Annotated in this window: 23 protein-coding genes and 1 pseudogene; 13 read left to right on the forward strand and 11 right to left on the reverse strand. The window is 62.2% G+C overall.

The features are described from left to right. Window positions 1–40: 40 nt before the first annotated feature. The 3 genes from SSPSH_RS03270 to dctP form a co-directional block, all read right to left on the reverse strand. Window positions 41–1,351, reverse strand: coding sequence for a TRAP transporter large permease (locus SSPSH_RS03270; protein ID WP_006912202.1), 1,311 nt, complete (start codon window positions 1,349–1,351; stop codon window positions 41–43). Next, window positions 1,348–1,902, reverse strand: a complete 555-nt coding sequence (locus tag SSPSH_RS03275; RefSeq protein ID WP_006912203.1) for a TRAP transporter small permease subunit — start codon at window positions 1,900–1,902, stop codon at window positions 1,348–1,350. The genes SSPSH_RS03270 and SSPSH_RS03275 overlap by 4 nt, the downstream gene beginning before the upstream one ends. 73 nt (window positions 1,903–1,975) lie before the next feature. After that, window positions 1,976–3,025, reverse strand: coding sequence for a TRAP transporter substrate-binding protein DctP (gene dctP, locus SSPSH_RS03280; RefSeq protein WP_006912204.1), 1,050 nt, complete (start codon window positions 3,023–3,025; stop codon window positions 1,976–1,978). A gap of 513 nt (window positions 3,026–3,538) precedes the next feature. Here dctP and SSPSH_RS03285 point away from each other — a divergent pair. After that, complete coding sequence (locus SSPSH_RS03285; RefSeq protein WP_021031360.1) at window positions 3,539–5,530, forward strand: hypothetical protein; 1,992 nt, start codon at window positions 3,539–3,541, stop codon at window positions 5,528–5,530. 53 nt (window positions 5,531–5,583) lie between these two features. Beyond that, a complete protein-coding gene (locus tag SSPSH_RS03290; protein WP_006912206.1) occupies window positions 5,584–6,228 on the forward strand; it encodes a pseudouridine synthase in 645 nt (214 codons plus the stop codon). A 14-nt stretch (window positions 6,229–6,242) separates the two neighbouring features. Here SSPSH_RS03290 and SSPSH_RS03295 read toward each other — a convergent pair whose 3' ends face one another. From SSPSH_RS03295 to yghU, 4 genes are all read right to left on the reverse strand, one after another. Then, window positions 6,243–7,394, reverse strand: a complete 1,152-nt coding sequence (locus SSPSH_RS03295) for an aldo/keto reductase (RefSeq protein ID WP_006912207.1) — start codon at window positions 7,392–7,394, stop codon at window positions 6,243–6,245. A gap of 94 nt (window positions 7,395–7,488) precedes the next feature. Beyond that, window positions 7,489–7,722, reverse strand: a complete 234-nt coding sequence (locus SSPSH_RS03300; RefSeq protein ID WP_006912208.1) for a DUF2835 family protein — start codon at window positions 7,720–7,722, stop codon at window positions 7,489–7,491. A 13-nt stretch (window positions 7,723–7,735) separates the two neighbouring features. After that, window positions 7,736–9,625: a putative bifunctional diguanylate cyclase/phosphodiesterase gene (locus SSPSH_RS03305; protein ID WP_006912209.1), complete on the reverse strand. Its 1,890-nt coding sequence runs from the start codon at window positions 9,623–9,625 to the stop codon at window positions 7,736–7,738. Window positions 9,626–9,881: 256 nt separating this feature from the next. Continuing rightward, window positions 9,882–10,757 (reverse strand): glutathione-dependent disulfide-bond oxidoreductase, encoded by an 876-nt coding sequence (gene yghU / locus SSPSH_RS03310; protein WP_006912210.1) that lies wholly within the window; start codon window positions 10,755–10,757, stop codon window positions 9,882–9,884. 325 nt (window positions 10,758–11,082) lie between these two features. Between yghU and SSPSH_RS03315 the strand changes: the two genes are divergently transcribed. Continuing rightward, window positions 11,083–11,952, forward strand: coding sequence for a LysR family transcriptional regulator (locus SSPSH_RS03315; RefSeq protein ID WP_006912211.1), 870 nt, complete (start codon window positions 11,083–11,085; stop codon window positions 11,950–11,952). Window positions 11,953–11,961: 9 nt separating this feature from the next. On the opposite strand, the gene SSPSH_RS03320 is transcribed toward SSPSH_RS03315, so the two are convergent. From SSPSH_RS03320 to SSPSH_RS03330, 3 genes are all read right to left on the reverse strand, one after another. Continuing rightward, the gene (locus tag SSPSH_RS03320; protein WP_006912212.1) at window positions 11,962–12,486 is read right to left on the reverse strand and encodes a phenolic acid decarboxylase; all 525 of its coding nucleotides are present in this window, start codon (window positions 12,484–12,486) and stop codon (window positions 11,962–11,964) included. Window positions 12,487–12,588: 102 nt separating this feature from the next. After that, window positions 12,589–13,830, reverse strand: a complete 1,242-nt coding sequence (locus tag SSPSH_RS03325; RefSeq protein ID WP_021031361.1) for a cation:proton antiporter — start codon at window positions 13,828–13,830, stop codon at window positions 12,589–12,591. A gap of 42 nt (window positions 13,831–13,872) precedes the next feature. Further along, on the reverse strand, window positions 13,873–14,934 hold the full coding sequence (locus tag SSPSH_RS03330) for an amidohydrolase family protein (protein ID WP_006912214.1): 1,062 nt from the start codon (window positions 14,932–14,934) through the stop codon (window positions 13,873–13,875). Between the two features lie 154 nt (window positions 14,935–15,088). Between SSPSH_RS03330 and SSPSH_RS03335 the strand changes: the two genes are divergently transcribed. The 10 genes and pseudogenes from SSPSH_RS03335 to SSPSH_RS03375 all read left to right on the forward strand — a co-directional run bounded on the left by SSPSH_RS03335 (window position 15,089) and on the right by SSPSH_RS03375 (window position 22,397). Then, complete coding sequence (locus tag SSPSH_RS03335; RefSeq protein WP_006912215.1) at window positions 15,089–15,409, forward strand: hypothetical protein; 321 nt, start codon at window positions 15,089–15,091, stop codon at window positions 15,407–15,409. Then, window positions 15,358–16,269: an MFS transporter gene (locus SSPSH_RS03340; protein WP_021031362.1), complete on the forward strand. Its 912-nt coding sequence runs from the start codon at window positions 15,358–15,360 to the stop codon at window positions 16,267–16,269. The genes SSPSH_RS03335 and SSPSH_RS03340 overlap by 52 nt, the downstream gene beginning before the upstream one ends. Window positions 16,270–16,529: 260 nt before the next feature. Further along, the gene (locus SSPSH_RS03345) at window positions 16,530–17,120 is read left to right on the forward strand and encodes a Cache 3/Cache 2 fusion domain-containing protein (protein WP_006912217.1); all 591 of its coding nucleotides are present in this window, start codon (window positions 16,530–16,532) and stop codon (window positions 17,118–17,120) included. Further along, window positions 17,117–17,191: pseudogene (locus tag SSPSH_RS19980) on the forward strand (HAMP domain-containing protein); the annotation flags it as partial. The gene SSPSH_RS03345 and the pseudogene SSPSH_RS19980, both read left to right, overlap by 4 nt. A gap of 42 nt (window positions 17,192–17,233) precedes the next feature. Further along, window positions 17,234–18,166, forward strand: coding sequence for a methyl-accepting chemotaxis protein (locus SSPSH_RS03350; RefSeq protein ID WP_476748601.1), 933 nt, complete (start codon window positions 17,234–17,236; stop codon window positions 18,164–18,166). Between the two features lie 207 nt (window positions 18,167–18,373). Next, a complete protein-coding gene (locus SSPSH_RS03355; RefSeq protein ID WP_006912219.1) occupies window positions 18,374–19,306 on the forward strand; it encodes a glutathione S-transferase family protein in 933 nt (310 codons plus the stop codon). Window positions 19,307–19,417: 111 nt separating this feature from the next. Then, window positions 19,418–19,618 carry a hypothetical protein gene (locus SSPSH_RS19065; RefSeq protein ID WP_006912220.1) on the forward strand — a complete coding sequence of 67 codons (201 nt, stop codon included), beginning with the start codon at window positions 19,418–19,420 and terminating at the stop codon, window positions 19,616–19,618. A 7-nt stretch (window positions 19,619–19,625) separates the two neighbouring features. Next, window positions 19,626–19,997: a hypothetical protein gene (locus SSPSH_RS03365; RefSeq protein WP_152522726.1), complete on the forward strand. Its 372-nt coding sequence runs from the start codon at window positions 19,626–19,628 to the stop codon at window positions 19,995–19,997. Window positions 19,998–20,133: 136 nt separating this feature from the next. Next, on the forward strand, window positions 20,134–21,300 hold the full coding sequence (locus tag SSPSH_RS03370) for a zinc-binding dehydrogenase (protein ID WP_006912222.1): 1,167 nt from the start codon (window positions 20,134–20,136) through the stop codon (window positions 21,298–21,300). Between the two features lie 50 nt (window positions 21,301–21,350). After that, window positions 21,351–22,397, forward strand: coding sequence for a proline racemase family protein (locus tag SSPSH_RS03375; RefSeq protein ID WP_006912223.1), 1,047 nt, complete (start codon window positions 21,351–21,353; stop codon window positions 22,395–22,397). Here SSPSH_RS03375 and SSPSH_RS03380 read toward each other — a convergent pair. Continuing rightward, a complete protein-coding gene (locus SSPSH_RS03380) occupies window positions 22,394–23,284 on the reverse strand; it encodes a polysaccharide deacetylase family protein (protein WP_006912224.1) in 891 nt (296 codons plus the stop codon). The genes SSPSH_RS03375 and SSPSH_RS03380 overlap by 4 nt on opposite strands. Window positions 23,285–23,389: the final 105 nt, after the last annotated feature.

Here is a 23,389-nt window from a genome sequence, read left to right on the forward strand (position 1 = left end):
TTCCTACAATCAATAACTTAGCGCAAAACGGCAACACGCCCTAGAACACGTAGCCCGGCAGCCAGGTGGCAATCTGCGGGAACATCATGATGATCGCCAACCCCACGATGCCGACCATGACGTAGGGCAGTACCGATCGGTAGATATCCTGCATCGTGATCGAGGGCGGCACCACGCCCTTGAGATAGAACAGGTTGAAGCCGAACGGCGGCGTCATGTAGCCGATTTCCATATTGATCACGAACAGAATGCCGAACCAGATCGGGTCGAAGCCCAGGCTTTGCACGATCGGCATGAACACCGGCAGCGTGATCAGCATGATGCCGACCGGGTCGAGCACCATGGCCATGAGGAACAGGATCACCTGCATGGCGATGATCGTGCCCCACGGGCCACCGGGGATCAGTTCCATCCAGCCTTCGATCATGGCCTGTGCATCCATGCTCTGATAGGCCGCGCTGAACGCATGGGCTGCGAACAGGATCCACATGATCATGCCGGTGAGCGAAAAAGTACGTAGCGAAGCGTCGCGGATCAACGTCCAATTGAACTTACGATAGACCGCGGCCGAGATCAGCGCGCCGAGCACACCCATCGCGGCCGCCTCGGTCGGCGTGGTCATGCCGAGCATGATGGAACCCAGCACCATCATCACGATCAGAATCGGCAGCAGCACGGCGCCCAGAGACCGAAACTTCTCCGGCCAGCTGGCCCGCTCTTCCGGCGGCAGGGCGGGTGCAAGCTCCGGCTGGAAATAGCACCGCACGAGCACGTAGATCGCCACCAGAACAACGAGCAACAGGCCGGGAAACACACCCGCGGCGAACATCTGGCCGACCGACACGCCCGTGATCATCGAATACAGGATCATGATGATGCTGGGCGGGATGAGAATGCCCAGACCGCCGCCGATATTGATGGCGCCCAACGCCATATGCTTGTCGTAGCCGCGTTCGAGCATCGACGGCAGCGCAATCGTGCCCATGGCCACCACCGCCGCGCCGCTGATGCCACACATGGCGGCGAACACGGCACAGATGAACACCGTGCCGATGGCCAGGCCGCCGCGCGTGCCGCCCCACCACAGATACATCATCCGGTAGAGCGAATTGGCCACGCCCGTGCGTTCCAGAATCATCGCCATGAACACGAACAGCGGGATGGCGACGAGGGTGAAGTTCTCCATCGTGCCCCACATCTGGGAGGCCACCATGTAGAACGAATCGATCCCCCAGGTGAAGTAGAGGAATATCACCGATACGCCACCGAGCACGAACGTCAGCGGCAGCCCCAGAACGAGGAAGAACAGCAGCGCCCCGAAGAAGGCCAGCGTGGTGAGCTCGATACTCATGCCGTTTCTCCGGGGTTGCTGTCACGATCCGAGGCCACGGCGGGCGGCTCGATCGCGCCCACGGCGATGGCAATATCCTCGACCAGCTTGGCGATTCCCTGAAGAAGCAACAGCAACGCCGCGACCGGGATAGCGATCTTGAACGGCCATACCGGCGGGTTCCACGCCGAGTAGGACGTTTCCATGCTGTCGACCGATTCCCAAGCGATAGTGCCGCCGTAGTAGAGCAGCGTGATGACAAACAAGAAGAACAGCGACGACGTGAGCACGTCCAGCACGGCGCGCACGCGCGGTGCGAGCGCACTATAGAGCAGGTCGACGTTCACGTGCCCGCGGTGGGCCATGACATAGCCACCCGACATCACCGCGTAGAAACCGAACACGAATTGGGTGAGTTCGGTGGTCCACACCCGCGGCGCGTCGATCGCGTAGCGGTAGAACACGCCGAGCAGAAGCACGGCGAACATCACGAATATGAGTAACGCCACCGCCCGGCCGATCCAGTCGTTGAGCCGGGTGATTGCGTTGATGAAACCATTGAGCAGGCGCATAAGCGACTCCCGCAGATAAGTCCGCCCCGATGGCCACGAGGGCCAGCGGGGCGGCGGTCAGACAAAAACGCGATCAGGCGTTGTCGTCGAGATAGCCCAGGTCCGTCAGCATACTCTTGAGCTTGTCGAGCGCTTCGGCGGCCTTGTCGCTACGCTCGCCCTGCTCTTCCCAGGACTTTTTCGCGACCTCGGTGAGATGCTGCTGCACGTCGTCCGGCAGCGTGGTGATCTGCACGTCCTGCTCGGCCATCGCGTTGGCCAGCGCGATCTGCTCTTTGTAGAGGTACTCGTTGGTACGCACCCAGAACTGCTCGTCGAGCGCCTGCTTGACGGTCTTGGCATCTTCATCCGACAGCTTGTCGAGGGCCTTCTGGTTGATGATGAACACGTCCGTGCCGGCGATATTGAGCGCCGGTTTGACGTGGTACTTGGCCACTTCGTACAGGCTCATGCTGGCCGCGCCCTGTGCCGCACCCCAGTGCGCGCCATCGACGACGCCGCTGGAGAGGGCCGTGTAAAGCTCGCCGCCCGGGATATAGCTCGCCGAGGCGCCGGCTTCGGTCAAGAAGGTCTGCAGCGCGCCGGAGGAGCGGATCTTCAGGCCCTTGAAGTCGTCCATGCTGTTGATCGGACGATCGACCACCATTTCGGTCGGATAGACCTTGTCGGTGGACCAGTACACGCCCTCTTCGGCGGCCTCTTCACGCAGCATGTCCTCAAAGCCCATGTTCTGGTGGAAATAGGCCGCTTCCCAGACGTTGCGGAACGCGAACGGCAGGCCCGAGGCGATGCCGGCCAGACTCATCTGGTTCTGGGCATAGGCCGGCGAGATCGTGCCCATCTGGATGGTGCCGCGCTTGACCGCATCGAAGGTCTGCTGCGCCTTGAACAGGGCACCGGCAGGATAGAGCTTGAGTTTCACGCGACCGTCGGTGCGTTCTTCGATGACGTTCTTGATGCGCACCAGGCTGTCGTCATACGAGCTGCTCGAACTCGGCCAGTGCGATTGCACGCGCCAAGTCGTGCTGTCCTGCGCGAGCGCGCTCGTGGGGGCAATAAAGGCCGTCAGTGCGAGCGCGGTGGCGCCCGCCAACAGACCCCGTTTTAAAGGTGTCGAAAGCATCGGATCTCTCCTCCATGAATGGTGCGTTGCAAACGGTCCACGCATTCGCGGCACGCGGTACCCGTCGCAATCCGGCAAGTCCGGATGGGCCGATCATGCCCGAATTGAAATCGCGTTTCACGCATATTTTCTCTGTGTTTTACAGCCTTTGCGCCCGGCCATACCTGACCCGCCGCGAGAATTGACCGCCGTACGTCCATCGACGAAGCGGCATCAAAAGCGCTTTTTGCCTGTCGTCACGCCTGTGTGTAAGCACTTCAGCCTTTATGCCAGCAGCGATTTTTGACACTAGCGCAATTGCGCTCGATCTGCCCGCGAAGTGCCAGCATCGGCTATAAAACCGACACACAACACTGGGTAGATCGCGGGTACCGATGCGTTCAGCGATTTTTTATGCGCCTGTTCGCTCGCGCATACGCCGAACAAAGTAACCTGTAGCGCGCACCGTATGCGTAACACCGAATACCCCAACTTCAGGCCAGGCACGACCTCGCCGCCAGGTACGCTTCGCTCATGACTATGCCGAACGAAAACGCCGATTTTTCTACCCTGACCGACGCCTTCGAGGGCGCGATCGCCCAGTTGAGCGAAGCGGCCGAAGACACCCGTAAAGCCATCAAGAACGAAGCGCTGGAACATGCCGCGGCGATTCTCGCTTGCGAGGGCGGCGCGCAGGCGCTCTACGAGCGGGTCGCTCTTTATGAGAAGGCCGGCATCTTCGCTAAAAGCGACTGGGGCCGCCCTGCCATCCTCCAGCCCGCACTGGCCGTGCGTTCGCTACGTGAGGGCGACGCGGTGCTAACCGCCATGGAAGCGTTGAGCGAACTGCGTTTGCTCGCGGTCGCACGCGGTGATTTTCGCCACCCCGGTATCACCGCCGAGCGCGCGCGCAATTTCCTGACCCAGGTCATGGCGCTCAATCTCGACCTGCTCTCGGGCACGCTCAGCGAAGCCGATCGCGAACGCCCCGATCAGCTCGGCGAGGCCGTGCGAGCGCTGTATCACTATCAGCTCGAGCACATGGGCTACGAGAGCATTCTCGACAGCCTGGTCGCCGAGGTCTGGCGCATCCTCGCCCAACGTCCGATTCAGGTCGACGATGTGCGCCAGATGGTCATTCAGATCGCCACCTGTCTATACGACCCCGACATCGAGAGCACGACGGGCAACGACGACGCCCGCCGGCTGGTCGAATCGCTGTTCGCGCCCTCGCCGGGCTGTGCCGAAGACCCGGGCGTGACTGTCTACGCCGAACGCCTGCAAGCCATGGACGAGGGCGCGTTGGAAAGCGAAGCGCTGGGTTTTGCCAGCGCGATGCACGATACCGGGCTGGCCTCGGTCTATAACGCGGTATTTCTGCGTCATCTGCGTAGCCTGCCCGACGGCGCGGGCGATACGCTGATCCCCATTGCGCTCGGCCTGAGCCCGACCGGCCAGGATGCATTGCTGTGCTATCGCCAGCTTGTGTATACGCTCATCGACGAGACCGTATTCGTGGAAACCGCCCAGGCGATCTACGGGCTTGCCATGCTGCTCGAGCGTGGCGTGCTGTTCTCCACCCCCGTCGCGGCCGGCCTGTGGCGCCAAATCGGCCTCAAGCTCTCGCCGGCCACCGAAGACAATATCCGCCTCGTCTGCGGCGACGCCCAACCGCCGCGGGTGTTCTTGCTGGCGGGCGTACTCAAACTGCTGGGCCAGCCGCTCGGCGTGGGTCAGGGCAACAATCCGACCTGCCAGTCGGTGATCGGTCTGTCCATGTGGGCCGACAACGATCCGGACTATTTGCTGCAACTGGTGACCTGGGCCGCGCGCGACGACGAGGTGCTCACCCGTTTCGAAGGCCAGCATATTTCCTCGAAAGGCCTGGAAGCCGGGCTCGCCAAGGAAGCCCCGCTGGATGTAGATCCGGTTTCGCTGGTGCTAGTGCCACACCTCGACCGGCTCTATATCGAAATGGGCCGGCTGTGCGGCGAACGCGACAACGACCTGCATCGCTGGATCAACCCCGAGTTCTATGGCTGGTGGGTCGGCCAGGGCTTTGCCGTGGTGGCCGACCCCAAGACCGGCGAGATCAACGACCACGCCGGTTTCGTGCGCCATTTCTATGCCTGCTATCACCCCTACTACAACGGTAACGTGCCGGTCATTCATTCCCAGCCGGCCGGCATCGCCGTGACCGACAGCGCGGCACGCTACGTGGGCCGCCACGCGATCGCGATTCTGCGTGTTGCCCTCGATCCCGACGGCGAGATGCGCGTCTACTTCTTCAACCCCAACAACGACAGCGGCCAGGACTGGGGTCAGGGCATCATCACCACCACGGAAAAACACGGCGAACTACCGGGCGAAGCCTCGCTACCGTTCGCAGAGTTCGCCTCGCGGCTGTTCGTATTCCATTACGATCCGCTCGAACACGGCAACGCCGATGCGGTGCCGGACGAGGAAATCGCGCGCGTGGTCGAACTGGCCTACGAAAGCTGGGGCAAGGAATTCGACACGGACTGAACCCGGTTTACCCGCGCGGCAATCTTTCGCCCACTCGATAATCGAATGTCGTCATGAGCCGAGCGCCACGTAAAGCACCGCAGAACAAACCGGCACCGCGTGGCCGTAAACCGGTACGCAAACCCGCGCCGCGCCCCGAAACACCGCGGCTTGTTGCGTTCAACAAGCCGTTTCGCGTGCTCACCCAGTTCACCGACGGCAACGATCGCGCCACACTCGCCGACTATATCGATGTGCCCGGCGTCTACCCGGCCGGGCGGCTCGATCGCGACAGCGAAGGCCTGCTGCTGCTGACCAACGACGGCCAGCTGCAATCGCGCATCACCGACCCGAAGCACAAGCTGGCGAAAACATATTGGGTACAGGTCGACGGCGATGCATCGGACGAACAGATCGAAGCGCTACGCGCCGGGCCGACCCTCAAGGACGGCCCGACCCGACCTGCCGATGTGCACGTCATCGCCGAACCGGATCTCTGGCAACGTAATCCGCCGGTACGCTACCGCAAGAACGTGCCGACCACCTGGCTTGAAATCACCATCCGCGAAGGTCGCAACCGCCAGATCCGGCGCATGACCGCCGCGGTCGATTTACCGACGCTGCGCCTGGTCCGCGTGCGTGTCGGCCCCTGGTCGCTCGATGGCCTGGGCAGTGGCGAGTCGCGAGAGCTTGCGCCGAGCCTGCCCGGCGCAAGCTAGACCGGCCGGCGTATTCAGGCCGTGCCAGCGAGCGCAGTCGGCGCGGCTTCGCTGATCAAGCCTTCGCGCTTGAGCGCCTGCCAGAAGGCCGGATCGATCGACGCACGCATGGACGCGGCATTCTCGCGCGCCTGTTGTGCATTACGCGCCCCCGGAATCGTTGCAGACACAATCGACGGTGCCGCGGTGAACTGCAACGCGGCGGTACGCAAATCGGTACCGTGCGCCTTGGCGATCTCGCTGATTCGGGCGCGCTTTTCGCGATAGCCGTCGGGGATGCTGTCGCCGCTGTAGAGCCAGCGATCCTTGCCCGCGAGAAAGCCAGCACCCAGCGGTGCGCCGATCACGACCGAACAATCCTGCGCCTCGCATTTCGGAAACAGCCGCTCGAGCGCGTCGTCGTGGTTCATCAGCGTATAGCGCGTGGCCTGCAGAATGACGTTGGGCTCGGCGTTGTCGAGTGCCGCAAGCGCGGGTTCGATATCGTTCACGCCCATGCCCCAGCCCTTGATCAGACCCTCGTCACGCATCTTGGTGAGCTCCGGCATGGCGCCTTCGATCGCGGTCTTGAGCTGGGCGTCGTAGTCGTCCAGATCCTTGTTGCTGGGGGCGAGATCGTGGATGAAGACCACATCGAGGCTGGGTACACCGAGCCGCTGCAGACTGTCTTCCACCGAGCGGCGTACGCCGGCCGCGGTGTAGTCGTAGCGATAGTTGAAATTCAGATCACCGGCCCAGATGCCGTGGCTGTCCATCGACACATCGGGCGTCAGCAGCCGCCCGACCTTGGTGGACAACACATAGTTGTCACGCGCCTGGCCATCAAGAAAATGCCCCACCCGACGCTCGCTCAGGCCCAGGCCGTACCACGGCGAGGTATCGAAATAACGTACGCCCGCGTCCCAGTGCGCCTGCATCATGGCTTCGACGGTTTCGTCGGAGGTTTCGAAGAACATGTTGCCGGCCTGGGTGCCGCCGGCGCCGTATTTGTGCGGCGGACGATACCCCGCGGCCGCGCCATCGCCGGGGTTCGCAGGCATCGAGTCGGGGCTATGCTTGGGTTGCGCCGCGTTGTCGGCAGCAAAGGCACGCGGCACAAACAAGGAAGCCGCGCCGGCGACTCCGCCAAGCGCGGCGGTACGGAGAAAATTGCGACGACTGGTCATAGCGTATCGGGTGTTGAATTACTGGCGCCAAGGTAGCAGACGCGCCAAGCCGTGCTCGATATACAGCGAATCGGCCCGTCGCGTAGCCGGCGCGCTATCGAACGCTGTCGCTCAAGCGCTGCAGGGATTCGAAACGTCCTGTCGCGTCGTAGCTCAGCCGATAGACCCCGTGCACCCCGTCACGCGTGACGACACGGCGCAGCGCCTGGGCCGGCAACAGCACCCGCCGGCCGTCCACGCTACGCGCATAAACATGGTCCACCGAACCCGCGTAATGGGCGCGGCACTGGGCCGCAGACAGTTCGATGATCACGTCGATACTCGGCATGCTCGACGCCAGGTTATAACGGGCCGGGTTGTTCGGTCGGCCGGTCGACCACGCGCTGACAGGCAGCTGACCGCGACTCGGGGTGGGCGAGTAGAAAGCCCTGACTGTACTCGCAGCCAAACGAACGTATCCACTCGTGCTGGACACGTGTTTCCACGCCTTCGGCTACCACATCCAGATCTTGTCCATGCGCGAGATCGACGATGCCACGCACCAGTTCGCGGGCAACTGCATCGTGCTCCAGCCGCTGAATGACGCTCTTATCGAGCTTGACGATCGAGAGCGGCAGCCGGGTGAGATAGGCGATCGACGAGTAGCCGGTGCCGAAGTCGTCCATCGCGATACGAATACCCAGCGTATTCAGCCGCTTCATGGTTCGGGCGGCAACTTCGAAATCCGCGATCAGGCTGCGTTCGGTGAGTTCGAAAACCAGTCGATGGCCGTCGACGCCATGTTTTTCCAGTACCGCTGCAACGCAATCGTAGAAATCGCTTTCATAGAATTCGCGGCCGGGAATGTTGACTGCGACATAAGGAATGGGCGCCTGTACCCCATCCGTTTGCCATTGCGCGATCTGGGATGCGGCCGTGTCGAGCGCATACTCGACGATCGCGCGGCTGAGATTGTGCTCGGCTTCTGCCACGGGGATGAATTCGTCCGGATAGATATCGCCCAGTTCGGGATCGCGCCACCGGGCGAGCAACTCGAAACCGGCCAGCACGTCGCCACGGTTGCTGAACAACGGCTGCCAATGAAAATCGATGCCGCCCTCTTGCAACGCGGTTTCGAAAAGCCGGCGGATATGACGATCACGCAGCAACTGGCGGTTGATCGTTTCCGAAAACAGGACCACCCCGCGGCTGATATCGGCGCGCCGATGCGCCTGGCGCGCGCGTGCAACCAGTTCTGCGGCATGGCGGCCGTGGTCGCCATACACGGCAAGCCCACCGACAACGCGCAACGCCACCTGTGCCGCGCCGGCACTCACGGCGCGGTTGGCATGATCCACCTGGCGCTCGCAGTCGGCCCGCATGGTTTCCATATCTTCGGTATCGGGTACCGCGCCGACGAATTCCGTATCCGAAAGGCGGGTGATATAGCAGAAGTCCGCGGCGCCGGCCTGGAGCTCGGCCAGCCAGGTCGCGACCGTTTCGCGTGTGACCTGTTCGCCGTAGGTCTGTTCATAGTGGGCGAGATTGACGATATCCAGATGTAGTACGGCACTGCCCTGGCCGTTACGCGCTCGCGACATCAGCACATCGTCCAGACGTTCGAGCGCGATCGTGCGCGTGGCCACGGGTAACGACGGATCGCGGTCCATGAGCCGGGCGACGTGCTGATCGTGTGCTGCAATACGCCGGTCGAGATCGAATTCATGTTCGATCCAATCCGCCAGTTCCTTGAGCAGCACATGGTCGCGCTCACCGAACGAGCGCTTCTTGAAACCAGCCACACAGATCGTGCCGACCGGCTTGCCATTGGGGCCATGCAACGGCATGCCGGCATAGCTACGCAGATACGGCGCCTCGACCACGTTGGGCAGGTGTGCAAACCGCTGATCGCGACTCGCGTCTTCTACGAACAGCGCCTCGTCATGGCGAATCGTGTGATCGCATACGGACGCACTGCGTGCCGATTCCTCGAGTTCGACACCGCAGGTGGACTTGAACCACTGACGGTCGCCTTCCATCAACGACATCAACGCGACGGGCATTCCGAACAGCTCGGTAGCGAGCCGCGTGATGCGGTCAAAACGTTCCTCGGGACGCGTATTGAGCAGGCCAAGTTCAAGCAGATCGGACAGGCGGTTGTACTCGCGCCGGTCGGTCTCGACGGACGCGGGCGCGCGGTCGTGCGTCGCGGCCTGCCGCGACGGGCCATCGCCGGTCGTTTCGCTTGTCACGGTGCCCGTCCTCTCGCTGACGCCTCACTAGATGCGCATATCCCGAGGGTTATCGCTCGGCCGGCGATTTTTTTCAAGCGCATCGTGGCGTACGCAGCTGGCAGGCCGCGCCATCCGACACCGTCCACAACGGGTGTTACGTGCCGCGCCGCGACCTCGTCGACCAAGTCGCGGCACACCGGCGCTGCACCGCGCCTGGATACACGCATCCGGGCAGCCCCGGCCGAACGATGTGATGCCCGCGCCATGATTTCGGTCAGCCCTTCGATTCGAGCTTGTCCTGGGTGCGGTGCTCGAAATCGCTGGCATCGTGTCGTTCGCGCAGCTGTTCGTGCGGCTCGCCCCAGACCCGGTTGACCATGCGTCCACGCCGAACCGCGGGGCGTGCATCGATTTCCTTGGCCCAACGTTGAACGTGCTCGTATTCCTGAACCTGGAGGAACTCACCGGCGTCGTAAAGACGGCCGAGCGCGAGTGCGCCGTACCAGGGCCAGGTCGCAATATCGGCAATGCTGTATTCGCCGCCCGCCAGATACTGGGATTCAGCCAGGCGCCGGTCGAGCACGTGGAGCTGGCGTTTGACCTCCATGGTGAATCGGTCGATCGGGTACTGCATCTTCTCCGGCGCATAGGCATAGAAGTGACCGAATCCGCCGCCCAGATACGGCGCACTGCCCATCTGCCAGAACAGCCAGTTCATCGCCTCGGTACGCGTGGCGGGGTCACTGGGCAGAAACTCACCGAACTTCTCGGCCAGATACACCAGGATGGAGCCCGACTCGAACACCCGTGTGGGCGTGGACGTGCCGTAGTCGACCATCACCGGGATCTTGGAGTTCGGGTTGATGGCGACATAGCCACTGGAAAACTGTTCGCCTTCGCCGATGTTGATCGGCCAGGCATCGTACTCCGCGCCCGCGTGGCCAAGCTCGAGCAACTCTTCGAACATCACCGTGGCTTTTACGCCGTTGGGCGTGGCCAGCGAATAGAGCTGGAAATCGTGCTTGCCGACCGACAGCTCGGCCTCATGGGTGGGCCCGGCAACGGGTCGATTGATATTGGCGAACTTGCCGCCGCTGCCCTGCTCCCAGGTCCAGACTTTCGGCGGTGTGTAATTATCGTTGTCGCTCATTGGCTGCGCGCTTTTAAAAATGGTGTAAGTACGATTATCGGGCGGCTAGGCCTTCGCGTCGAATCCAGCGCTAGCCAAACTGCGCACACCGCTCGCAAAGCAACCGTCCAGAACGCGAAGACTCGCCACCGCGATCGAACCCGATTCATCACGCAATTCAGAATAAACGGGCTCACGCAAGCCGGCGCCAACATGGAAAACGAGTGCCAAACCGCGCGTGGTGCGAAAACACAGCGCGTTACCGTAATACGGCTATCCAAAACAGGCACAACACAAGATTAAAAAGCCATGAAGCGAACTCAGCGACCGTCGAGGTTGATCCGCAATGCGTATTCCTAAGACCACACTGGAACAATGGCGCGTACTTCAGGCCCTCGTCGAATACGGCGGCTTTGCGCAGGCGGCTGAACGCCTCAATCGCAGCCAGTCGGCAGTGAGCTATGCCGTGGCCCGCTTACAGGAGCGCGCCGGTATCGATCTGCTCGTGATCGACGGGCGCAAAGCGCAACTCACCGATGCCGGACGTAGCCTGCTGGCCGAAGCCGTGCCACTGGTCGACGAGCTACTGCGCATCGAACAACGCGCGCAGGCCTTGACCGAGACCCAGGCGAACGTGCGCCTGCATGTGGACAGCATCTATCCACGGACCAAATTGTTTGCCGCGCTGCGCGCCTTCAGCGCCGCTTACCCACAGGTAGAGATCGATCTACGCGAAGCGACACGGCTGGCTGCATACACCGAGCCCGGTTTCGATCTGGCCATTGTGGCGTGGACGCCCGCCCGGGCCGATCAGCACCATCTGCTGGATGTCGACATGCTGGCCCTGGCCTGTCCGGCGCATGCGCTGAACGGCCGAAGTGGCCGCACCCTGTCGGCGTCGACCCTGGCCGGGCATCGCTGTGTGTCGATCATCGGCGAAGGCGCATCGGCCAACGCGGCCACGCTGGCGCCCACCAACGGCCGCGTCTGGCAGGTGAACACCCTCGAAGCCGCCGTCGAAGCCGTGGCGAGCGGCCTGTGCTGGGGCTGGTTGCCCGCGCATCTGGCCGCGCCCTATCTCGACGACGGACGCTTAGTGCCGCTGGCCTTGTCCGGCCCCATCCGACGGCCGATACCACTGGCGCTTTGCTATGCCGACGAGGCCGAAGCGGGCACTGCGACCCACGCACTCGCACAACTGTTACGCGACGCCTAGGGCACAGCTCTAGTTACGACGGTCGGCGTAGCCTGCGGGCAATTGATCCGGGGCCTCGGCAACCACGCTTTCGTCATCGACCGCGCAGCGTTCCAGAAAAGTGACCGTGGCGAACTCGTCGATAACCAGAGTCGGATACGTCGGGCCGGCGTCGCGATAGGCCAGCATCGTGTCCAGATGGTCGTTCTGATAGCAGACTGTTTTTTCTGGCGCATCGGCAACCCAGCGCGGGAAGAAGATCACCCCGTGAAGATGCCGTTCGGCGAAATTCACCGCCACGCTGACCGACGTGCCGGTCGGCTCGTTCCACGACACCTTGCAGACGTCGTCGGACAAACGCGCGAGATGCACTGCCTGATCGCGCACCCAACGGCCACCGACCATGCCGCTATGAATACGGTAGTCGATCGTGCGGGCATTCTTGATATACATCTCGTACTGCCAGCCGTTGTCGTAGGTGTAGATGAAGTGGCGGCCGACGAACGCTGTGAGCGTATCCGGTTGGGTGGATTCGAAAGACTCTTCGGTAATCATGGGGCTGTGCCGTTGTTGAGAAATCAAACCCCATGATTGATCGACTTATCGTATATAAAAAGCGCGAATTCTGCGGTTATTCGATCGAAAAATTCGATACTTCTACTTGTTACGGTTCAAGCGGCGAATGACCCGCCCGACACTCAAGCCCTGGACCACAATCGAAAACAGCACCACGCAGTAGGTGATGGTCAGGATCGTATCGCGCGCTTCGCCCTGCGGCAGAGCAAGGGCTAGCGCCACAGAAATCCCGCCGCGCAGACCTGCCCAGGTCAGCAGCGCGCTGGCGTTGTCGCCCAGGCGATGCCAGGGCCGCACCAGGCGCAAAGCAACACTGACACACCCATAACGTGTGACCAGCACAAGCGGAATCGCCAGCACGCCGGCCATCAGATAGCGTCCGTCGAGGGTGATATGGATCATCTCCAGGCCGATCATGACGAACAGCACCGTATTGAGAATCTCGTCGACGATTTCCCAGAAAATATCCAGATGCTCGCGCGTGGTATCGCTCATCGCGAACATGCGGCCATGATTGCCGATCAGCAGGCCGGCGATGACCATCGCAATCGGGCCCGAGGCATGCAGCGCCAGTGCCAGCTGATAGCCGCCCAGCACCACCGCAAGCGTAACCAGAATCTCGACCTGGTGATCATCCATCTGGCGCAGCATCGCGAAGGCCAGGCCGCCCAGCGCCAAGCCCAGCAACGCGCCACCGGCGACTTCCTGGACGAACAACAGCGCGATCTCACCGGCACCGTCGACATGCCCGGCACCGGTCAGCCCCAGCAACGCCAGAAACACGACCACGGCCACGCCATCGTTGAACAACGACTCGCCGGTGATATTGGTTTCGAGTTCCTGCGATACCCCGGCCTGTTTGAGCAGTGCCAGTACGGCGATCGGGTCGGTGGGCGTGATCAGCGCGCCGAACAGCAAGCAATACACGAACGGCAGCTCGAAGCCGAGAAACGGCACGAGCACATACGTTACGCAGCCAATTACCGCAGTCGACAGGACCACGCCGACCGATGCCAGCACACCGATCGAAAAGCGATGCTTCCAGAGATCGCCCAGGTTCACCTGCAGCGCGCCCGCAAACAGCAGGAAGCTGAGCATGCCGTCCATCAACGCCTTGTTGAAGTCGATGGCCAGCCACCACGAGCCGGTTTGTTCTTTCACCGCCAGCACGCCGAACAAGTCGGCCGCCACGAGTGCCGCGGATACGATCAGGCTGAGCAGCATCACGCCAATCGTGGTGGGTAGCCCGACAACGCGATAATTGAAAAATGCCAGTAGCGCGGCGAGCGACACCACGACAGCGCTGATTTGCAGCAAACCCACGGCCTTACCTATGCGAAAAACGCTACAGAATAGCGCGTTGTGTCACTGTGCGGACACCGAATCGAGCCGATAGACGCGTGCCGCGGTTTCGAAGAACAAGGCGTGCTTTTCGTCTTCCGAGCAGTCGCGCGCCAGGTGCTTGAACGTGTTCCAGAGCGTGGCGTAATCACAGGTGAAGTGATCGACCGGGAAATTACTCTCAAACATGCAACGCGTTGCACCAAACGCTTCGATACAGGTTTCGATATACGGCGCCCAGGCACGGGCCAGCGCTTCGTGCGAATCCGGTCGATTGGCATAGGACCATTCGAAACCGGCAAACGGCATCCCCAGGCCGCCGAGTTTGACGACCACGTTATCGCAGGCCGCCAGCGCCTGAATCTGCGCGCGCCATTCATCGAACCGGGCATCGCGCTGGCCAGCGTATACCCCGATGCCGACCGGGCCGCCGACATGATCGAGCACGATCGTCGTTTCCGGGAACGTCTGCGCTAAATCCACGAGATCCAACAACTGCGGTTCCAGCAGCCAGGCATCGAAGCTCAGCCCGCGCGGGGCGAGTTCGGCAAAACCCTTGCGAAAATCCGGGTCGCGCAGCAAATGTGCCGGCGTACCGCGGGTGGAGAGCGGCCCCAGAACGTTCTCATCCGCATCATAGGCCGCGCTATGACGAATACCGCGAAAACGGCCCTGCCCGGCTGAAATATGCGCCTCCAGCACCTCGGCCACGTCCGCGCCGAGGCGCAGATCGGCATGCCCGACAATGCCGGTACAGGCGCGCGTATCGCCATACACGCCGCTGGCTGCCACCGCCGCCACGCCACTGACGAACTCGGTTTCGCCCACGCTGCGCAGGGCTTTCGGCCCGTCGGCGCGATACATCGCCCGGCATTCAATGAATACGGTGCCGCGGACATTGTGGCCGATGTCGGTATCGGCCAGCAGTTCATCGAGCATGTAGCGCGAGCGCTCGCGTAGCATTTGGCTAAAGCCGTGCTCGGCAAACGGCATGTCGCGCAGGTCCAGCCGCGAGCGATCCCATAAGTGATGATGCGGGTCGATGATCGGACGGCTGGGTTCAAGTATTTTGTGAGTCGCGGCCATGGGATCTCCTTCAAGCGCACGCGTTTCGGATCATTATTGTCGAACGCAACTTATCATCGAACGATCGTTCGCCCGCGAAATGTCGTGCACGGTTATTTGATGTAGCAGCCATATTCTGGCCTTCTATGAGGCCTTGGCTTCTTCAGGCACCGATATGAGTGCTTATCGAGACGGAATACGCCTGGGCGTAGCCGGCGCGGCCGCCGCAGCTGCGATCTATTTCCCGCAGCCGTTGGCCGCGCGTATCCAGACCACATTCGATGTGTCGGTGCTGTGGGCAGCGATGCCCATGACCTTCGCCTTTATCGTGCTCACCTCCGGGCCGGTGCTGTTCGGGCGATTCATCACCGTGGCACGTGCGATGCGGATCGTCATCGTCACCGAATTGTTACTGGCGGCGCTGTTCGCGGTGCATTCGACTCGGTGCCCTATTTCGCGTTGCGCGGCCTGCAAGTTTTGTTACTGCCGTTGCTGATTCCAGCCGTGATCACCGGCTCGTCGAATATCCAGGGTTCGGACAACCGCGCCCGCGATCTGGCGTTCTATACCGCGGGTACGATTGTGGGCGGCGTCGGCGGCCGGCTGATCGCGGTCGGCTCGGTCACCTTCGAACACTGGCAGATCGGCAGCCTGGCGATTACGGCGATGCTGCTGTTCTCGGCCTGGCTGCTGCGCGATCCACCCGAACTGGCCAGCGAAATACCGCGCCGGCCTGCCACGGCTGGCGATACGGCGACCGCCCCGGTCGAGCAAAAGAAAAGCTGGTGGTGTCAGGTGACCTTGTCCTACCCCGGTCTGGCGCTAGCCTTTGGCGTATTGACCACGGTACTCACCTGTCTGCCTTTCGAAATCGGTTACAAGCGCGGCGGCGCATTGATGCTGGCCATCGTCTACGGCGGTTATGCGGTCGGCATTGCCACATCGCTGGGCGCGCCGGCGATCACGCGTATCAGCCGCGGCTTGCCTAATGCCACGCTGGTCGCTGCCATCCTGTTTGTCATCGGTCTGTGCGGCGTGATCCAGGGCTCGTTCCTGGCGCTGGTGATCGGCGTGGTGCTGCTATGCGGCAGCATGGTGTTCCAGCAGGCCACGCAGATCGTTCTGCTCAACGATTACTTCGCCCGTTCGCAGTCCGGCACGGTCAGCGCGTTGTTCGTAGCCGCAGTATTCGCCGGCGGCACAGTGGGCTCGAGCGTGATGGTATCGCTGTATGAATGGGCCGGCTGGGGCGTCGTGATGGGTATTTGCCTGGTGTTTGCCGTGGTCGCGGGCTACTGCGTCTATGTCGCGGCAAGGCGTCAAGCGCAGGCTGCGCGCATGCCAGCTACCCAATAAGCCTGGCATGTGGGCAATGCATACGAGGCATACGAATGTGCGCCAGCCGTGCTCGCTTTCGCTCATGCGCCAAACCGACTAAAGCACGCGCAGCTACTTTTTTATATCAGCCAACCATCCAGCAAGGAAATCCGCTAAAGCGAAACGCATGCCGGCCGATAAGCGCAGTGAATAGGTAAGACCATGCGATCCTCGCAGCCCGCAATGCGATCGAATTTTTAAAGACTCATCGCCGAGCGGATGCGCTTAGGTATCGAACGATGCCGATTTCCAATCTACGGCTGGGCAAAGCCGGCGTCGCCACCCGTGTCTCGCTGTTAGCCGCTTTGATGTTGTTCGTGGGCCTCGGCGCCCTAAGCCTGGGTCTGACCCGCGAAGCAGGCCAGGAACTCGACCGGGAGGTGGGGCGTAGCCTTGCTCGCCAACAAACCCAGGTCGCAGACATGCTCTCGCTGTTCGATCACACCTTGCGTGAGCAAGCGACCCAGTTCCTCAACCTTTTCCTTGCTGCGCCGGAACTCTCCGCCGGCTTCTCGCTCAACGAGTCACGTCGCGTGTCCGTCGCCGGCGAATCGACGCCTGCCCTGAGTAATGGCGCATCGCTGATGAATAACGATGCGACGCTGCCCGATCAGTTCACTGCACGCACCGGCGCGCCGGTAACCCTGTTTGCCCGCGACGGACAGGATTTCGTGCGGGTGACGACATCGCTCAAGAAAGCGGACGGCGAACGCGCGGTCGGTACGAAGCTCAATCGGGACAGCCGCAGTTATGCCCAAATCATGGCATCGCTGCGCTGTTGCTGGCGTTGGCGCTGGCCGGCGGCCTCTACTACATACAGCGACGCATGATCGGTAAGCCGCTGCAGTCGTTGGTCGGCGTGGCGCAGAGATTGGCTAGCGGCGATTTGTCCCATCGCGTCGAGCCGCGCCGGCAGGACGAAATCGGCAAACTTGTTACCGCAATGAACGGCGTCGGCGATGGCCTGACAGGCCTCGTTCAGGACGTGCGCCAACGTACCGGCCATGTCGAGAATGCGGCGCAGGATATCGCCCAGGGCAGCCAGGACCTGGCGTCGCGTACCGACCAGGCGGCAAGCAGCCTGCAACAGACATCCGCTTCGCTCGAGCAAATCACGGCGACCGTAGCCAATACCTCACAAGCGGCGGACGAGGCCTTCAAGCTGGTTCACGAAGCGAGCGACCGCGCCAGTCAGGGCAACAGCGCGGTGCAGAGCGCGCGCCAATCCATGCAGGATATCAACGCCTCGGCGTCGAAGATCGGCGAAATCGTATCGCTTATCGATAGCATCGCTTTCCAGACCAATATCCTTGCACTCAATGCTTCGGTGGAGGCGGCACGCGCCGGCGAGCACGGCCGCGGGTTTGCAGTCGTCGCGCAGGAAGTCCGTACGCTGGCGTCGCGTTCGGCGGACGCGGCACGCGATATTCATGGCCTTGTCGAGCAGTCGACCGAGCACACCCGCATCGGCAACGAACACGTGGAACTGGCGGCCCAACGGATGGACGAGATACTCAGCGCTATAACGCGCGTGAATACGACCATCGAGGAAATCAACACGGGGGCACGAGAGCAAAGCGAGGGCATCGGACAGATCAATACCGCGGTCGTAGAGCTCGATAACATGACGCAACAGAACGCGAGCATGGTGACCCAGTCCGCCCGGGCAGCCGAGGCCATGCGCGCTCAGGCCAAAGGACTCGTCGAGTTGATGGCCCGATTCAAGCTCGATGCAGCAGATGCCCGCCCTGCCATTTCGCCGCCACCGATTGTCCAGCAGCCTGAGCCGGCACGCCGACCCGCACCACAGAAAACCCCGTCGCGCCGGCAAGAGCCGGGCCTGGTCGATGACGCAGACGGCTGGAGCACGTTTTGACGGCCTGTCAGGGGCCCGTACGAAACGATTATGTCAGCGTTGAGGGATAGCCCGTAAATGGCCGTGACGCGGCTGCGTATCTGACGCGAATAACGCACGCCGTGTATGCCTCATGCCAAGGCAAGACGAGACACGCATCGTGACGCCTCGATAGCCAAACCATGGCGAACAACTCAAACTGGTTTCTTTCATCGTCGAAAGCAAGCCATGACCGGTATCATTCTGCACCATTACGAGGCCTCGCCTTTTTCCGAAAAGGTACGTGCCGTCCTCGGCTACAAGCAGCTCGAATGGCAGTCGGTTCTGATTCCACGGATCATGCCCAAACCGGATCTGCTGGCGCTGACCGGCGGCTATCGCAAGACGCCGGTGATGCAGATCGGGCGCGATGTGTATGCCGATACGCATTTGATCACACGCCAAATCGAAGCCCTGGCGCCCGAGCCCAGTGTCTTCCCGACCTCGGATATGGCGAGCAGCCTGGCACTCGAACAGCTGGGCGACAAACGGCTGTTTCTTGCCGCCGTGCCGGTATTGTTCCGGCCGGCCGCACGCGCGGTTCTGATCGAAAAACTTGGCGAAGAGTATCTGGCCCGCTTTGGCGCTGACCGCGCCGCATTGTTCAAAGGCGGGCATGTAGAACGCCCGGATGGCGCCTTTTCCGATGCCGTGCTCCCGCCCACGCTACAAGCCCTGGATACACAGCTGGCCAACCGCGATTTCCTGCTAGGCGAACAGCCCTGCATCGCCGATTTTGCCGCGTATCACCCGCTCTGGTATATCCGCGCCAACAGCGGTGTCGCACCGCTGCTCGACGACTACCCCAACCTGCTGGCCTGGGCCGATCGTATTCGCGCCTTCGGCCACGGCCAGCGCCAAGACATCGAGGCCAGCCAGGCGCTCGATATCGCGGCCCACTGCAGCGAGTGGCAGCCCTTGCCGTCGGCGGTGAAGAGCCGGCTCGAACCCGGCACACGCGTGGCAGTCGCTGCGACCGATTACGGCACCGACCCCACAGTGGGCGAACTGGTATCCACCGGCCACGACTGTGTAACCATCGAGCGCGACGGCCCGGGCGGCACGCCCATCCGGGTACATTTCCCGCGCGATGGTTTTCAGGTGAGCGCGGTATCGGAATAAATCCATCGGGCTTGCCAGCGCCGTCGCGATCAACGGCGCACGAACCGTTGTACAAACGCGTTGACGCCCACATGATCGGTAGAAGATTCGAAAGCTGATAACGAGCGATTCATGAAACGAGCACTGGGCGCGATGGCCGCCAATTGGCTGCGCAAACCGCAAAATCAGGAACGCATCAAACGCACCGCGCGCGACGTCTGGGGCAAGTTCAAGCAACGTCGTGATGCCCGCAATGGCAGCCGCGTGGAAGACAGCAAACCCAATGCCGCCCGCGACGCCAACCGTACGCCCTCTGATCGCGGTGATGCCTGAGCCACGCGTGAGCCGTGTTCTAGCCTTCAACCGGCTAACCGTTCTGGTGGCAGCCGGCGCGTTGCTCGCCGGCTGCGCGAGCTCGCCCAGGCAAGACCCGACCGAACCCGCCTATCAACGCTACTGGCAGTGCGCCTATGGCGCGGCCATGCCCTATGCCGAGGATTACAGCGTAAGCCCGCGCGCCGCTGCGATGCGGGCCCAGGCCGCTTGCAACGCCAGCTATCGTGCCTACCGCGATGCACGTATCCGCTATGTGCGCTCCGTGGTGCCCAGCCAGGACAGGACCATGGCCACAACGCTCGGCACCCAGGCCGCGCTCGCACGGCGCAAAGCCGTGACCCAGCGCTTGACCGAACTGGTCGCCGACGCACGCTAGCAGCCGGCCTTAGCGACCGTGTGGCGGCAATAACCCCAAGCGCGCCTGCCGACCTGCGCGCGCCTGGTTACGGCTAACGCCGCTGTCTTTGATACGGTCGGTCATTAATCGAATACACCGACCCAAGACTTCGGCAATGACTGCACAAACACTGCCCGACACCATGCACGCCATGCTGCTGACCGGCCATGGCGGCGTTGACAAGCTCGTTTATCACGAGGACGTCAAAACACCGGTGCCGGGCCCGGGCGAAGTGGTGGTACGGGTGACGGCCACGGCCAAGAACAATACCGACCGCAAGGCCCGCGAAGGGCTTTACCCGACACGTGAAGCAGACGATGTCACCTCTTTCGCGATCGGCGGCACGCCCACGCTGACCTTTCCGCGTATTCAAGGCGCCGATATCGTCGGTCGCGTGGCCGCCGTGGGCGACGGCGTGGATGCATCGCGCATTGCCGATCGCGGCCTGCTCGATTTCAATATCTATGCCGAAATGCGCGGTGGGCCGCGGCGCGATATCAATCTCACCCCCGACTACTACGGCCACGGCGCCGATGGCGGCTATGCCGAATATGTGGCCGTGCCAGCCGATCAGTTCCATACCATCGATAACAACCTCAGCGACGCGGAACTCGCCAGCCTGGGGATGTGTTCGTATCAGACCGGGTATCACATGCTGACCGCGGCCAACGTCGCGGCAGGTGAGCGTGTGCTCGTCACGGGCGCCAGTGGTGGCGTGGGCACTGCGCTTATTCAGCTGTGTCGCGTGATGGGCGCTATTCCCTATGCGCTGAGCACGCCGGACAAGGCCGACGCGCTGCGCGCACTTGGCGCCGAAGCGGTGTTCGATCGCGCCGATATGGACGACTTCACCGATACGGTCCGCCAAGCGACGGACGGCGAGCCGATCGATGCGGTCATGGATCTGGTGGGCGGCGAGATGACCCATCGCTTCATCGATACGATGATCTTCGATATGACCCGGCGTACGACCTATCCACGGCTCAGTATCGCCGGGGCCAGCGGCGGCAATGTCAGCGAAGTGCTCTGGACCCGGATCTATCTCTACCAGGTACAGATTTTCGGCGTCTCTCACGGCACCCGTGACGAGGCCGAACAGCTCATGCGCTGGATACGCGGCGGCGAGCTGCAGCCGGTGCTGCATGCGGCGTTCAAACTCTCCGAACTGCACAAAGCCGAGCGCTATTTCGTGGATCGCTCGAGCAACTATCTGGGCAAGATCGTCATCGTGCCCGATAGCCAGTGGGCCGAGCACGGCGAGCCCTACGCGCTGACCGAGTAAGCGATGCTGCGTAGACGCCTGTTGGCCCCATTTTTGAAAGAGAACGCTGCATGAGCGCAGAACTGACGTTTCAGATCATCGACACCCATGCCGGCGGCGATGTCAGCCGTATCGTGGTGGGCGGTATCGCCAAGCTGCCCGGCGCCACCGTGCGCCAGCAGATGGAATATCTGCGCGACCATGCAGATGGTCTGCGCACCGTGTTGCTCGAAGAGCCCTACGGCATCCCCGAGATGTCGGTCGATCTGATCGTGCCGCCTGCCAACCCGGAAGCCATGGCGGGCTACATCATCATGGAAGTCATGGGTTACCCCATCTATTCCGGCTCGAACACGATCTGTACGGCCACCGCCCTGCTCGAAAACAACATGATCCCCAAGCGCGAAGGCCAGCAGCAGTTCGTGCTGGAATCGCCCGCGGGCCGGGTGGCCATCGACGCACGCGTGGAAAACGGCGTGGTGGAAGCCATCACCTGCGAAGGCCTGCCCAGCTATATCGATACTCACCGGGCGACCATTCATGTGCCGCTGATTGGCGATGTGACCTACAGCATTGCCTATAGCGGCGGTTTCTATGCGCTGGTGCATGCAGCCGAACTGGGCTTTTCACTAACGCGCGACGAAGAGTCGCGTCTGGCCCATTGTGCCCAGGCGATTGTAGAAGCGATCCTTACAGAACGCGGCTTTTCCCACTACGAACTCGGCGACGTGGGGCCGCTGCCGTTTCTGCATTTCATGGGCGATGTCGAACAGATCGCCGGGGGCCACTACCGCTCGCGCTCGGCCACCTATGTACACCCCGGCGTGATCTGTCGCAGCACGACCGGCACCGGTACCTCGGCGCGCATGGCGCTCATGCATCACGAAGGCCGTATGCAGCCCGGCGATACGCTGGAAACCGTTTCGCTACGCGGCTCCAGCTTCTTGGGCACGTTCACGCGGGTGGCCCAGGCCGGCGGCTACGACGTGGTCGAAAACACGATTACCGGTAAGGCCTATGTGATTGCCCGCTCTCAGATCGTGGTGAACCCGGCCGACGAACTCGTCGACAGTTCGCAGCTGCGCGGCATTCTGACCTGCATACAGCCCGCGGATTAAACCGGCGCTAGCGACATGAAATGACGCGCGATCGCGCCCGGCGTGGTCAGCCAGACATCGTCGCGCGGCGCGGCGACATGAGACAGCGCCCGGCGTAGCGCCCGCAGCCGAAACGGCTGGCCGACGATATACGGGTGCAGCGCAATGCCCATGACCAGCGGCTGGTCGCGCGACTGTTCGTACATTTCATCGAACTGATCGACGATGCGGGCCGCGAACTCGCGGTAGTCGATATGGTGAGCCGCGATCGACGGGATATCGTTGATCTCCTGCGGATACGGCACCGACAGAATGCGCCCGCCGTCGCGGGTGGCCATCCAGGTGGGCTGATCGTCGTGACACCAGTCGAGGTGATAGCCAAAGCCGGCTTCGGCCAGCAGATCCGGCGTGGTTTCGTTCTGTGCGATCGACGGGCCCAGCCAGCCGTTCGGTGTTTCACCGAACGCTTCCGAAAGTCGATCGCGTGATTCGGCGATGAGCGCGACCTCGCCCGGCTCGTCGAACGCGTTCTGGGATTCGCTGTTGGTACGCCCGTGGGCGATCAGCTCGGTATCCAGGCGTTCTTGATAGGCAGCGACCAGTTCCGGGCAGTAGTCGGCGATCGTGCTGTTGACGATCAACCCCACCGGCAATTCCAGCGACTCGAACAGATCCAGCATGCGCCAGGCGCCCACGCGGTTGCCATAGTCGCGCCAGGCATAGTTGAGCACATCCGGTTCGCGCCGGCCGGCGGCCAGTGCCGAGCCGTGGCCCTCGCCGAAATCGAAGTGTTCGAGGTTCAGCCCGATATAGACGGCCAGCCGTCGCCCCTGCGGCCAGTCGAAATCGGGGCGATCGACGATGGCGCTATAGCGATAGCGCCCGTGGCTTCGAATCGTACGCGGCATGGCAGAGCAAGCAGGAATGGCGACTTCAGTGTAAGGCCCGGATGCATAGGCCGGCCATCTGCGCTAGCGTCGGATACACAGATGCAGGGAGATCAAGCCGCGCCG

The organism is Salinisphaera shabanensis E1L3A (assembly GCF_000215955.2).
In the GTDB taxonomy this organism is placed as follows: domain Bacteria; phylum Pseudomonadota; class Gammaproteobacteria; order Nevskiales; family Salinisphaeraceae; genus Salinisphaera; species Salinisphaera shabanensis.